The organism is Xanthomonas hortorum pv. pelargonii (assembly GCF_024499015.1).
Lineage (GTDB): Bacteria > Pseudomonadota > Gammaproteobacteria > Xanthomonadales > Xanthomonadaceae > Xanthomonas > Xanthomonas hortorum_B.
Genome location: NZ_CP098604.1, coordinates 3,926,640 through 3,939,782 on the forward strand (window position 1 = coordinate 3,926,640; position 13,143 = coordinate 3,939,782).

At 61.9% G+C, this 13,143-nt stretch carries 7 protein-coding genes, 3 pseudogenes and 1 riboswitch; of the genes and pseudogenes, 8 read left to right on the top strand and 2 right to left on the bottom strand.

Features of this window, described 5'->3' with window-relative positions; genetic code table 11:
• Window positions 1-32: 32 nt before the first annotated feature.
• The 8 genes and pseudogenes from clpB (at window position 33) to NDY25_RS16995 (ending at window position 10,037) form a co-directional block, all read left to right on the top strand.
• A complete protein-coding gene (gene clpB / locus NDY25_RS16960) occupies window positions 33-2,618 on the top strand; it encodes an ATP-dependent chaperone ClpB (RefSeq protein WP_046932802.1) in 2,586 nt (861 codons plus the stop codon).
• A 213-nt stretch (window positions 2,619-2,831) separates the two neighbouring features.
• The gene (locus NDY25_RS16965; RefSeq protein WP_256627586.1) at window positions 2,832-4,118 is read left to right on the top strand and encodes an O-acetylhomoserine aminocarboxypropyltransferase/cysteine synthase family protein; all 1,287 of its coding nucleotides are present in this window, start codon (window positions 2,832-2,834) and stop codon (window positions 4,116-4,118) included.
• 862 nt (window positions 4,119-4,980) lie between these two features.
• Window positions 4,981-5,203, top strand: a riboswitch (cobalamin riboswitch).
• A 116-nt stretch (window positions 5,204-5,319) separates the two neighbouring features.
• Window positions 5,320-7,197 (top strand): TonB-dependent vitamin B12 receptor, encoded by a 1,878-nt coding sequence (gene btuB / locus NDY25_RS16970; RefSeq protein WP_168958984.1) that lies wholly within the window; start codon window positions 5,320-5,322, stop codon window positions 7,195-7,197.
• A gap of 30 nt (window positions 7,198-7,227) precedes the next feature.
• Entirely contained in the window at window positions 7,228-7,395 is a 168-nt protein-coding gene (locus tag NDY25_RS16975) for a hypothetical protein (RefSeq protein ID WP_256628026.1), read from the top strand.
• Window positions 7,376-7,802: pseudogene (locus NDY25_RS16980) on the top strand (bifunctional adenosylcobinamide kinase/adenosylcobinamide-phosphate guanylyltransferase); the annotation flags it as partial. The gene NDY25_RS16975 and the pseudogene NDY25_RS16980, both read left to right, overlap by 20 nt.
• Complete coding sequence (gene cobT / locus NDY25_RS16985; RefSeq protein ID WP_256627587.1) at window positions 7,799-8,845, top strand: nicotinate-nucleotide--dimethylbenzimidazole phosphoribosyltransferase; 1,047 nt, start codon at window positions 7,799-7,801, stop codon at window positions 8,843-8,845. The pseudogene NDY25_RS16980 and the gene cobT, both read left to right, overlap by 4 nt.
• Window positions 8,842-9,087: pseudogene (locus tag NDY25_RS16990) on the top strand (histidine phosphatase family protein); the annotation flags it as partial. The gene cobT and the pseudogene NDY25_RS16990, both read left to right, overlap by 4 nt.
• Window positions 9,088-9,146: 59 nt before the next feature.
• Entirely contained in the window at window positions 9,147-10,037 is an 891-nt protein-coding gene (locus NDY25_RS16995; RefSeq protein WP_256627588.1) for an AraC family transcriptional regulator, read from the top strand.
• Window positions 10,038-10,268: 231 nt separating this feature from the next.
• Here NDY25_RS16995 and NDY25_RS17000 read toward each other — a convergent pair.
• Window positions 10,269-11,690: pseudogene (locus NDY25_RS17000) on the bottom strand (glycoside hydrolase family 6 protein); the annotation flags it as partial.
• Between the two features lie 280 nt (window positions 11,691-11,970).
• Window positions 11,971-12,726, bottom strand: coding sequence for a protein-tyrosine phosphatase family protein (locus NDY25_RS17005; protein WP_233366551.1), 756 nt, complete (start codon window positions 12,724-12,726; stop codon window positions 11,971-11,973).
• Between the last annotated feature and the right edge of the window lie 417 nt (window positions 12,727-13,143).

A 13,143-nucleotide genomic window follows, 5' to 3' on the forward strand; every position in this document is an offset into this window, starting at 1 on the left:
AGACACCGGCCACCAGTTCAGAGGATTTCCCCATGCGGATGGACAAGCTCACCTCGCGGTTCCAGCAGGCGCTGGCCGACGCGCAGTCGCTGGCCGTGGGCCGCGACCACAACATCATCGAACCCGTGCACGTGCTCGCCGCATTGCTAGACCAGAGTGGCGGCAGCACGCGCCCGCTGCTGTCGCAGGCCGGCGTCAACGTGCCATTGCTGCGCGAGCGGCTGGGCGAGGCACTGGACACGCTGCCCAAGGTGTCGGGGCAGGAAGGCAACCTGTCGATCGGCAACGATCTCAACCGCCTGCTCAACCAGACCGACAAACTGGCGCAACAACATGGCGATGCCTTTATCGCCAGCGAGTGGTTCGTGCTGGCCGCGGCCGACGATGCCAGCCCGCTGGGCGTGGCCTTGCGGGCGGCCGGCGGCGATAAGAAAAAGATCGAGGTCGCCATCGACAAGCTGCGCGGCGGCGAAACCGTGCAATCGGAAAACGCCGAGGAACAACGCCAGGCGCTGGAAAAATACACCATCGACCTGACCGCGCGTGCGGAGAGCGGCAAGCTCGATCCGGTGATCGGCCGCGACGAAGAAATCCGCCGCACGATTCAGGTGTTGCAGCGGCGCACCAAGAACAACCCGGTGCTGATCGGCGAGCCCGGCGTGGGCAAGACCGCGATTGTCGAGGGCCTGGCCCAGCGCATCATCAACGGCGAAGTGCCCGAAGGCCTGCGCGGCAAGCGCGTGCTGTCGCTGGACATGGGCGCGCTGATCGCCGGCGCCAAGTTCCGCGGCGAGTTCGAAGAACGGCTGAAGGCGGTGCTCAGCGATCTGTCCAAGAACGAGGGCCAGATCATCCTGTTCATCGACGAGCTGCACACCATGGTGGGCGCAGGCAAGGCCGATGGCGCGATGGACGCCGGCAACATGCTCAAGCCGGCACTGGCGCGTGGCGAGCTGCATTGCATCGGCGCCACCACGCTGGACGAATACCGCAAATACATCGAAAAAGACGCGGCGCTGGAGCGGCGTTTCCAGAAGGTGTTCGTGGGCGAACCGACGGTGGAAGACACCATCGCGATCCTGCGCGGCTTGAAGGAGCGCTACGCGGTGCATCACGGCGTGGAGATCACCGACCCGGCGATCGTGGCCGCCGCCACCCTGTCCAACCGCTACATCACCGACCGCCAGTTGCCGGACAAGGCGATCGACCTGATGGACGAGGCGGCATCGCGCATCCGCATGGAGATCGACTCCAAGCCGGAAGAACTCGATCGCCTGGAGCGCCGCCTGATCCAGCTCAAGATCCAGCGCGAGATGTTGAAGAAGGAAAAGGACGACGCCTCGCGTCAGCGCCTGGCCGATCTGGAAACCGATATCGACAAGCTCGAGCGCGAGTTCTACGACCTCAACGAGTTGTGGAAATCCGAGAAGGCCGCGCTGCAGGGCACCACCAAGGTCAAGGAGCAGATCGAGCACGCCAAGCTGGAACTGGAGGCCGCACAGCGGCGCCAGGACTACGCCAAGATGAGCGAGATCCAGTACGGCGTGTTGCCGCAACTGGAAAAGCAGATGGCGCTGGCCAACGAGGTCGAGCATCACGACTTCAAGCTGGTGCAGGACCGCGTGACCGCCGAGGAAATCGCCGAGGTGGTGTCGCGCTGGACCGGCATTCCGGTCAACAAGATGCTCGAAGGCGAGCGCGACAAATTGTTGCGCATGGAAGACGAACTGCATCACCGCGTGGTCGGCCAGAACGAGGCGATCAAGGTGGTCTCCGATGCGGTGCGGCGTTCGCGCGCGGGCCTGTCCGACCCCAATCGCCCGAGCGGCTCGTTCCTATTCCTGGGGCCGACCGGCGTGGGCAAGACCGAGTTGTGCAAGGCGCTGGCGGACTTCCTGTTCGACAGCACCGAAGCGATGATCCGCATCGACATGAGCGAGTTCATGGAAAAGCATTCGGTCTCGCGGCTGATCGGTGCGCCTCCGGGCTATGTCGGTTACGAAGAAGGCGGCTATCTCACCGAGGCTGTGCGTCGGCGTCCGTATTCGCTGATCCTGCTGGACGAAGTGGAAAAGGCGCATGCCGATGTCTTCAACATCCTGCTGCAGGTGCTCGACGATGGCCGTCTCACCGATGGCCAGGGCCGCACGGTGGACTTCCGCAACACTGTCATCGTGATGACCTCCAACCTGGGCTCGCACCAGATCCAGGAGCTGTCCGGCGACGGCAGCGCCGAGGCCTACACGCAGATGAAGGCGGCGGTGATGGGCGTGGTGCAGGCGCATTTCCGCCCGGAGTTCATCAACCGGCTGGACGACATCGTGGTGTTCCATCCGCTGGACAAGGCACAGATCAAGTCGATTGCGCGCATCCAGTTGCATGGGCTGGAAAAGCGCTTGTCCGAGCGCGGCCTCAAGCTGGATCTGGACGATGCCGCGCTGGAACTGCTCGGCAATGTCGGTTTCGACCCGGTGTATGGCGCGCGACCGCTCAAGCGCGCGATCCAGTCGCAGGTGGAAAATCCGCTGGCGCAGCAGATATTGTCCGGGCATTACCTCAGCGGCGACACCGTGCGCGTGCGCGTCGAGGGTGGGCGTCTGGCATTCACCAAGGGCTGATGTTTGGCGGGACTTGTGTGCCGCATCGGTAGCCAAGGTTGAAAGGTAACCAACGGGCACTGCGCAGGCAGTGCCCGTTCGCATGCTGCGGATGGCGCATGCGGCGCATCGTTGGCGCTCACAACGCGGCGGCATAAGCTCATTACCGCTCGTCTGCAATCGCAGGCGCATGCCCGGCTATGGTCGGCACTCTGTCCGAGAGCGAGCCGCGCCATGACCGATCCGCAGTGGAAGCCTGAAACCATCGCCGTGCACGGCGGCTACGCGCCCGACCCGACCACGCGTGCGGTGGCGGTGCCGATCTACCAGACCGTGGCCTTCGCGTTCGACGATACCCAGCACGGCGCGGACCTGTTCGACCTCAAGGTGCAGGGCAATATCTATAGCCGCATCACGAACCCGACCAACGATGTGCTGGAGCAACGCGTGGCTGCGCTGGAAGGCGGCATCGGCGCGTTGGCGCTGGCGTCGGGGCAGGCGGCGGTGACGTATGCGATCCAGACCATTGCCGAGGCCGGCGACAACATCGTCTCCTCCAGTGCGTTGTATGGCGGCACCTATAATCTGTTCGCGCATACGTTTCCGCAGTTCGGCATCAGCACGCGCTTTGCCGATTATCGCGATCCGCAAGCCTTTGCCGGCTTGATCGACGAGCGCACCAAAGCCGTGTTCGTCGAGTCGATCGGCAATCCGCGCGGCAATATCACCGATATCGAGGCCGTGGCCGCGGTGGCGCATGCGCACGGCGTGCCGTTGATCGTGGACAACACGGTGGCTACGCCGTCGTTGTTGCGGCCGATCAAGTTCGGCGCCGACATCGTGGTGCATTCGCTGACCAAGTATCTGGGTGGCCATGGCAACAGCATCGGCGGGGCGATCGTGGACAGCGGGCGCTTCCCCTGGGCGGCGCACAAGCAGCGGTTTCCGCGCCTCAACGAGCCGGATGTGAGCTATCACGGCGTGGTCTATACCGAAGCGTTGGGTGATGCTGCGTACATCGGTCGTGCGCGCGTGGTGCCGCTGCGCAATACCGGTGCGGCACTATCGCCGTTCAATGCGTTTTTGATCCTGCAAGGCATCGAAACGCTGCCGTTGCGGATGGAGCGCATCAACTCAAACACGCTGGCGATTGCGACGTATCTGCAGCAGCACGCGCGGGTTGCGTGGGTCAACTATGCCGCGCTGCCGGATCATCCCGAGCATGCGTTGGCGCAGAAGTATCTGGGCGGTCATGGCTCGGGTGTGTTGACCTTCGGCCTACCCGGTGGACGCGCGGCAGGTGCGCGGTTTCTGGATGCGCTGCAGCTGTTTACGCGGCTGGTGAATATCGGCGATGCGAAGTCGCTGGCGACGCATCCGGCATCAACCACGCATCGGCAGTTGGGCCCGGCGGAGTTGGAACATGCGGGGGTGAGTGAAGACACGGTGCGGCTGTCGATCGGCATCGAGCACATCGACGATCTGCTGGCGGATCTGGAGCAGGCGTTGCAGGGCGCGTAAGGTGTCGATAGCCGTTACCTGAGCAGGAGTGCGCGAAGAGACGAGCTAGGCCTTCTCCTGCGGAGGACGGCTCGCCCCTCTCCCTCCGGGGCGAGGAGGCACAGCTGGCGCGCCATGGGCGCGCGCGCCTTGGAGCGCCCGCGCCGCAAGCGCGGGCCGGGGCGCTGAGCTGGGGTGGGGTGAGGGCACGGGTTCTCCGGGCACCGCCAAGCACGCTGTCTGACTCTGACTCTGTCTCTGGCTTCGGTCAGGGCGTCAGCGCGGCCGGGTATTGGCTCCTCGGCTCGGTCAGACATCCTGTCTGACTCACCGCGCGGCACATCCGTGTGCCGCTCTCCGCCAATCCCCGGCCACGCTGCCGACTCGGTACGTCGCTTCCATGACCTAGGAATCTTGAACAAGCCAATGAAGCGTGGGTAGAAGCCCCTTTTCCCGCCGGGGACAGCTAGCCCCTCTCCCGTCGGGAGAGGGGTTGGGGTGAGGGTACGGGGGCGAAGCCCACTCGTATGTGCGAGATGAAGCCCGGTGGCGGACATGTGGGCAGCCCGGCATGCTGATTCCATGGGCAGCCCAGCATGCTGCTTCCATACATGGCATGAGGCTTCGCCCCGTACCCTCATCCGCCCCTTCGGGGCACCTTCTCCCAATGGGAGAAGGACAGCTTTAGCCCCTCTCCGTTGGGAGAGGGGTTGGGGTGAGGGTACGGTTGACCAAATATTTCTCAGTAGCCGCACTCTCATCCGGCGTTGCGCGCCACCTTCGCCGGGCGGGAGAAGGGATTGGGGATTCACCATCCAGGCGCTTGCCGACGCGTTGCGCTTGGCCGGTCGCCAAAGGCCGCTGAGGCGCCAGCCAATCCTGCTACCATGCGCGCCCCTGAGGTGACTGCCGGTTTGCCGGTGGTTTAAACGGGAATCCGGTGCGCGTATCGCCTTGGCGAGCTGCAATGCCGGAGCTGCCCCCGCAACGGTGGGCGAGGTCAGATGCCGCATTACGCCACTTTGCAGTCGCATGGGAAGGCGCGGCATCGGGGGCGCAAGCTTCCACTCGCAAGCCCGGAGACCGGCCTTGAGGAATTGACCCGGCACGCGGTGGGCGTGGCCTTGATCGTCTGGCGCTGCGGCGTCGGGCGCCTGGCCCGTTGCTGTGTGCCGCCCCATTGCCCCCGCGCGGGTAGGCGCGGTTCCAGGAGCAGCAGTCGATGTCCGTTTCTTCCGTTTCGCCGCGCCGTGCGGTGTTGGCCGTGTGCCTGTCGTTGTGTGTGGCCAATGTGGCCCGCGCCGAGGCGGCCATCGATCTCGACCAGGTCGTGGTCACTGCTTCGCGTACCGCGCAGACCCAGGACCAGACGCTGGCGCCGGTCACGGTGATCGACCGCGCGCAGATCGAGCGTCGCCAGGTGAACTCGCTGCAGGATCTACTGCGTGGCGAAGCCGGCGTGTCGCTGGCCAACAATGGCGGACCCGGCAAGCCGACCTCGCTGTTCCTGCGCGGCACCGAGTCCGACCAGGTGGTGGTGCTGATCGACGGCGTGCGCATCGGTTCGGCCACCTCGGGCGGCGCGGCGCTGCAGGACCTGCCGATCGAACAGATCGAGCGCATCGAAATCGTGCGTGGCCCGTTCTCCAGTTTGTATGGTTCCGAAGTGCTGGGCGGTGTCATCCAGATCTTTACCCGCCGCCCGCAGGGCCGCTTCGTGCCCACCTTCAGTGCAGCGGCGGGCAGCGACAATGCGCGTCGTTACAGCGCGGGCGTAGCCGGGCGCAGCGAAGGCGATCTGAGCGAGCGCGGTGGCTGGTATTCGGCCAACGCGGTGCATGACGAAACCGATGGCATCAACGCCTATCTGGACACCAGTTCCAGCGACTACGATCCGGATCGCGATGGCTATCGCAACGATTCGCTGAGCGTGCAGGGCGGCTGGCGCTTCAATCGCCAGTGGGATGCGGACGTGCATGCCTTGCGCGCGCAGAGCCGCAACGAATACGACGGCTCGGCCTTCGGCGGTAACTTGTCCAAGGGCGTGCAGCAGGCGGTCGGTGGCCGTGTGCGTTACGCACCCACCGATGCGCTCAAGTTCACTGCCAGCGTCGGCAGCAGTTCCGATTTGAGCGATGCGTATTACGACGGTGCGTATCTGTCCACCTACGACACCCGGCGGAAACAGGGCGCGTTGCAGGCCGATATCGATGCCGGCGCTGGCCTGCTCACGCTCGGCTTCGACTGGCAGCGCGATGCCATCGCCAGCAGCGACAATTACAATTCCGATAGCCGCATCGACCGCGCCGCATTCGCGCAGTGGCAGCAGAGCTTCGGCACGCAATCGTTGCAGGCCAGCCTGCGTCGCAACGACAATAGCCAGTTCGGCGGCAAGACCACCGGTAGCCTGCTGTGGGGCTGGGATTTCGCCGAGCACCTGCGCCTGACCGCCAGCTACGGCACCGCGTTCAAGGCACCGACCTTCAACGAGTTGTATTACCCCGATTTCGGCAATCCGTTGCTGGGGCCGGAGACCTCCAAGAGCGCCGAGCTCGGTCTGCGCGGCAACTACGACTGGGGCACCTGGACGCTGAGCGCGTTCCAGACCCGCATCGACGATTTAATCGCCTACGACGCATCGTTGGTGGATGCGGCGCATCCGTTCGGGCAGCCGAACAATATCGATCGGGCGCGCATCCGCGGCGTGGAAGCCGGTTACGACACCGAGCTGGCTGGCTGGACCGTGCGCAGCGCGTTGACCTGGTTGCAGCCGGAAGCCGATGGCGGCGTCAATCAAGGCAACTGGTTGCCGCGGCGCGCACGGCAGAGCGGGCGTATCGATGCGGACCGCAGCTTCGGTGTGTTCGGCGTCGGTGCCAGCCTGTTCGGCTCGGGCAAGCGTTTCGACGATCTGGCCAACACCGAGCGCCTGGCCGGTTACGGTCTGCTGGATCTGCGCGTGAGTTATGCAGTGAATGCGGAGTGGAAGGTGGCGCTCACTGCCAACAATGTGTTCGATCGCCAGTACGAAACCGCACGCTGGTACGCGCAGCCGGGGCGCAATTATCTGCTGACGCTGCGTTATCAAGCAGCGCAGTAAGCGCGGCGATCACACCGGCCGTGCTCACCGTTGGGCGGAGCCACACTGCAGCCGCACAAGCCATTGCATCGCGTGGACGGGCGGCTTGCATTGAACGAAGCGGCGGTGAGCGGCTACGCGATCCACTGCGGCATCGGTACGGGTGCTGCGTTGACGCGGCCATTGCTGCAACAGGACGACGGCCGCGCCCTTGGATGAAGAGATGCGCGCCCGCATCGCGCATTATCGCCGCCAACGCCCGCCACATTGGCAGTGCGTGGAAGAACCCATCGCGCTGGCTGCCAGCCTTGCAGGCACTGGCCGCGCCCGACCGCTGCGTGCTGGGGGATTGCCTCACGCTGTGGCTGAGCAGCCTGCTGGGCGACCCGGATGCCGGCGTGTTCGTGCGCGAGCGTGATGCCTTGCTCGCCACCTTGCCCCAGTTGCCGGGGCAGATCGTGCTGGTCGGCAACGCGGTCGGGCAGGGCATCGTGCCGTTGGGTGAACCGACGCGCCGGTTTGTCGACGAGGCCGGTCTGCTGCATCAGGCATTGGCGGTACAGTGCGAGCGCGTGGTGTTCGTCGTGGCCGGCTTGCCGATGGTGCTGAAGGGAGACGCGGTGTGAGTATCGATTGGATCCAGGGTACCTGTGCGGTGCCGGATGCACGTGTGCGGGCAGCGGCGCTGGCCCGGCAGGGACAACTGACCAAGCCGCCTGGTGCGCTGGGTCGGCTGGAGCACCTGGCCGTGCAACTGGCGGCCTGGCAGCGCAATGAATCCCCCACCGTGCAGCGGATCTGGATTGCGGTGTATGCCGCCGACCACGGCGTCGCGGCCGAGGGCGTGTCTGCGTTTCCGCAGGCGGTCACCGGCGAAATGGTGCGCAATTTCGCTCGCGGTGGCGCCGCCATTGCAGTGCTGGCGCGTGAGCTCGGCGCACGGCTGGAAGTGGTGAATCTGGGCGTGGTCAACGACCCGGGCGAGTTGCCGCGGGTGCGCCGTGCCTGGATCGCACCGTCCAGCGCCAACATCTGCGAACAGCCGGCGATGACATCCACCCAATTGCGCGACGCACCTGCCGCAGGCGCCGAAAGCATTGCGCAGGCAAGGAGTTGCGATACGCAGCTGTTTGTCGGCGGCGAAATGGGCATCGGCAACACCATTGCTGCCGCAGCGCTGGGCTGCGCGCTGCTGTCGCAGTTTCCGCAGGCCATGGCCGGCGCCGGTACCGGGCTGGATGCCGAAGGCATCGCGCACAAGGCGACCGTGATCACCCGCGCGCTGGCCCTGCATGCCGATGCCTCCACGCCGCTGGAGCGGTTGCGCCGGCTAGGCGGTTTCGAGATTGCCGCCCTGGTCGGTGCCTATATCGCGGCCGCGCAGGCCGGGATTCCGGTGCTGGTGGATGGCTTCATCAGTACCGCCGCGGCGTTGGTCGCCACCCATCTCAATGGCGGCGTGCGCGAATGGCTGCTGTTCGGGCACCGCTCGCAGGAGCGCGGCCATGCCGCGTTGCTGCGCGCGCTGGATGCCGAACCCTTGCTGCAATTGGACCTGCGCCTGGGCGAAGCCAGCGGCGCAGCCGTCGCCATTCCGCTGTTGCGTCATGCTTGCGCACTGCACAACGGCATGGCCACCTTCGCCGAAGCCGGCGTGTCCGAAGGCTGAGTGCGCAGATCAGCGTGTTGCGACACGGCGATATCGGCCAGCGCAGCTATCGCGGGTAGCTCGACGACCCGCTTACCGCGTTGGGCTGGCAGCGAGCTGCGCACGGCTACCGCCGAGGCGTCTGCGATGTGGCGGTCGCCTCCACGCTGCAGCGCTGCGCCTTGTTCGCCACCGAAGTGGCAAATGCGCGGTGCGCCGCCTGGCTGCAGCGCAGCCGATTGCGTCGCCCTCACTGCGCAAGATCGGGACCGCGCGTCACGCCGTTCTGCGCGATGCTGGGGCCGCCAACAAGGAATCGTCCATGCCAGCAGCCTCCGTCAGTTTCAATCGGCAACGCAGCGTCGAGCGCGTTGTGGCACACCTGCAGGCCAGCATTCGCGCTGGCGAGCCGCTGCCGGATCTGGCCGCACTGGCGGCGGTGGCGCAGCAATCGCCGCATCATTTCCACCGGGTCTATCGCGCGCTGGCGGGCGAAACCCTGGGGCAGACCATCGCGCGGCTGCGTTGGAGTTATGCGTTGCATCTGTTGGGCGAGCAGGCGAGCTCGGTGACCGAGGTGGCGCTGGCGGTGGGCTATCAGACCCCGCAGGCGCTGGCACGCGCGTTCCGTGCCGTGTTGCAGGCCAGCCCGAGCAACCTGCGCAATACACCGTCGCTGCGCGCACAGAAACTGCAGCAATTGGCCGTGCCCTCGATGCCGCCGCAGCTGTCCGGCGCGCCGTTGCAGGTGATGGTGCAAGTGCTCGACCCGCTGCAAGTAGTGGTGCTACGCCAGCGCGGCGCATTCGACGATCTGGACCGTGGTTTCGGCCGCATCGCAGCCTGGGCCGAGCGGGTCGGTGCGATCGAGCAGCTGCAGTCGCTGATCGGCCTGCCGCTCAGCGACCACCGCGATGTGCCGGCGCACCTGCATCTGTTCGAATGCGGCATGGCCTTCGACGCCGCACTGTCGCCGCCGGCGCCGCTGCACCTGCGCCAGCTCGACGGTGGCGCGCACGCGGTGCTGCGTCATGTAGGGTCGTATGCAGGTATCGAAGACGCGCTCGACCGCGTGCTCGCGCAGTGGCTACCCGACAGCGGCTACGCGCTACGCGATGCGCCGCTGCATTACCTTTATCCAGACGACCCGGAAACAGTGGCCGAGGACGTACTGCGTGCGGATATACACGTGCCGGTTCAAATGTGTCGCTAGCGTTTCTGTCTGGTGGCCGCTCTCCTGCCTGCAGCTCCTTCCAGAACGGAATTGTCAGCACAACAGCGTCGATAAACGCTGAAATGACGGCCTAAACGGCCGTCATCTCCACTTCTCGAATGATGTATACCCACCTGTTCACAGCTCAGATTGTCTAGACGGCAAACTATGGCAAAGCGGTGGCGAGTCTCATGAAAGACGGAAGACGCGTCAATCGTGCGGCGTGGCACTTACCTTGCTGGCGGGTGCCGAATGGACGGTGGCAGTGGCAGAACTTCCGATGGCGGGGTAAGCGTTATTGACCAATTCGACGAATTGGTCGTGGAACCACGCGCCTGCAATCGGGGATTCCGGCAACGCGCCCGTCAGCGTGCCATCCGGGGTCGTGTAGGTCGGGTCGCAGTATCTATCGAAACCCTTTCCCTGATTATTCGGAATGAGTTTGCTGGAGCCGTCAGATTCACCTGGGCCCTTGCCCCAGACGTATGCATGGATGTGCGCCGTTGGTGCTGCAGTTGGAGGGATACCGATACCTGCCCCTTTCTGATTGCACCAATTGCCGCGATGTAAACGAAGATCTACCCGTCCTGAGTTCACATACGTATTGACATCATTTCCGCTGGCAGAAGTTGGACGACTGCCACCACCCCAACCGTTGCGGCTTGTATCGATAAGGAAGCCGATCCTGCTGGGCCAGCCTGCGCTGACGAAGTCGCTATACAGTGCTTCTGTAAAGGTGGTTTCGTCGAAAAAGTTGTTCCACTGGTAAAAGTTAGCTGATCTGATGGGCTGCCCGCCGATCGTCAAATCAGGGTTGCGCAGATTCGGTTCATTCAGCGGCGTATAGTTGGCTGTATTGGTAATGAAACCGTCCACGCTGGAAAACCCCGCTGCGGTCTCTTGGACGATACTTGAGTACAGCGCAATTGCTGGGGTCCGGTTACTGGACCATCCCAGCCAGCCGGAGTGCCCCATATCCATGTAATTGGTTGTATTGGCGATGGCATGCAGTTTGTCCAGCGCGTACTGGATACCCTGCTTGTAGATACCGGTGGAATTTGCCTGGCCGCAGGCGGGGGTGCTCAGATTGGTGACGAGATTGGGCAGGCTGTCAGGTTCGATGATGTTGACAATGCGAAGATCCTTGTACTTCGGGTTTGCAAGCACGGACGCGATTACGTTGATGTAATCCTTTTTGTAGCGTTGCAGTCCTGCCTGGGTTAAAGGTAGCTCGCCATTGGATGCCAGTGCATGGCAGTCGCGTCCCGGGATGTCATAGATGACCAAGCTCACCGTTATTGGCTTATTTGCTTTCCTTTGCTGTACTAACGCAGCGTCCAGGTGGCCTTTCAGGCTGAGGCGACCCCCATTCCTCGAGCCACCATAGAGTGAGTTAATCGAGTCTAGCCAGACCGCAGTGGGGTATGACTTTACGACCTGCATTTTTTTCTTGGTTGACACATCGCTCACTTTGGCAATCGACGAATCGACCTCTTTCGAATAGTCGGGATTTAGATAGCCAATGGCGCCGACGAACGGATTCGCAGCATGCGTTTGTGCGCAAGCGCATGCGGTAGAGAAAAGACCGGCGGTCACCAGTGAAGCATTTATCGTTGACTTTAAATTGCGTCGGAAATTTTTTAAACATTTCATGATGTTTACCTTCAGTTGACTAGGTTGGATGCAGCGGTTGATGCACGAAAGGTTCGACAGGTCTTAAGGTGTATGGGGGCTGCTGTTCATGGTCAGTCACACTAGAGTTTTTTTTAAAAATGGTCTGAGCGGAAACGGCAAGGTTCAGCTGATCTACCTGACCGCTTTGCGCACGATCGGAACTCAAGAGACAGGGCCTCGTAGGTATGGCGGGCTCTTCGCTCGTTTCTCTACTAAGCCTGGTATGCTCTGATCAACTGGCGCGAGTTTAATTTGAAATTCATGCGGATCGATAGCCAAGCCATTCGGACCATGGCAAGGGTTGTCCTCCAGGGTTGGATTTTGCGTACTCATAAAAGAGAGCTATAAAATCCAATTGACTGTTGAATAAGCCGGGGCCTTCTTCGCAGTGATTGGCTTGATGAAAAGCCAGCGAGTGACTTTGATTAAAGGCTAGCTGTCGATTGATGATGTCTTCAAAAGATACTGCCGTTGCGTTCTTCAGCATGTCGTGCATGGTGATTAAAATTTCCACATGTCTCAGCCCCGAGTTACAGTGAATGTGCAACTTTTCATGAGGCATCATCCTACGGCTTATTGTAATAAATGCATCAACATCTTTTATGCGGCGGGCTGCATGAACGGGCAAGGTCAAGCAGGCGTATTCAGTGCCCTCCGGTCCTGCTGATTCTTCTTCGCCAAAATCCATGGGACTTCCCTTGGTCACCATGCGTAATTCCGATTCTTTATTTTTTAGGCTATTATATTCACGAGCCTGCAACATCGTTTGTCTTGTTCGCTGATGGATGTTCCTTAGATCTTCCGCCAGAACGTGTTCGTAGGTTTTCCCTAGATTTGTCCAAAATGGGTTATTGGGCACCCGTAGTACGATCGCAGAATTTTCTGTCAGAGGAGTGGGGGTGGTAATGTTGGTGGTAGACGTGATACTTGCGCTGCAAGAAATACGTAGACAGTTCCATCCCGTCGAGATACAGCTTTCGTGGAGATTGAAATCATCTGATGAGCGGAAATCCATAGTTGATGTTCGTGCTTTGAATTTCTGTGCATGTTGAGAGCTGACTTTTGTACGCGATCTGAGTGATGATCTGATTGCTGTGGGCGTGTGGTCCGATATGATGTGCGCGTCGCACTTTAATGGATGAACTATATTTCTACTGTGCCGACCGCTCGCTATAGCTCGATGAAACGTCTCTGCGATGGCTCTTATGGAGAACTCACTCTGGTAATATTATTGGGATTTTTGGCTGTCAAAGAGGATCTGGGCTTGATATTATTTATCTGAATTTCGCAAGGAGGCAAGGTGATGAATTACTTTTCACCATCGCCGACGGATCCGACTCTTGCTGAGCGAAGATATGTCGGAAATAGCGAATAATCTTCAAGCGTTATAATTTTTTTGTAACGTTGCGCACGAATTATGCGGTTTCGGTTC

Coding starts and splice junctions, on each gene's coding strand:
- clpB (WP_046932802.1), top strand. CDS start 33: ATGCGGATGGACAAGCTCACCTCGCGGTTCCAGCAGGCGCTGGCCGAC.
- NDY25_RS16965 (WP_256627586.1), top strand. CDS start 2,832: ATGACCGATCCGCAGTGGAAGCCTGAAACCATCGCCGTGCACGGCGGC.
- btuB (WP_168958984.1), top strand. CDS start 5,320: ATGTCCGTTTCTTCCGTTTCGCCGCGCCGTGCGGTGTTGGCCGTGTGC.
- NDY25_RS16995 (WP_256627588.1), top strand. CDS start 9,147: ATGCCAGCAGCCTCCGTCAGTTTCAATCGGCAACGCAGCGTCGAGCGC.
- NDY25_RS17005 (WP_233366551.1), bottom strand. CDS start 12,726: ATGGATTTCCGCTCATCAGATGATTTCAATCTCCACGAAAGCTGTATC.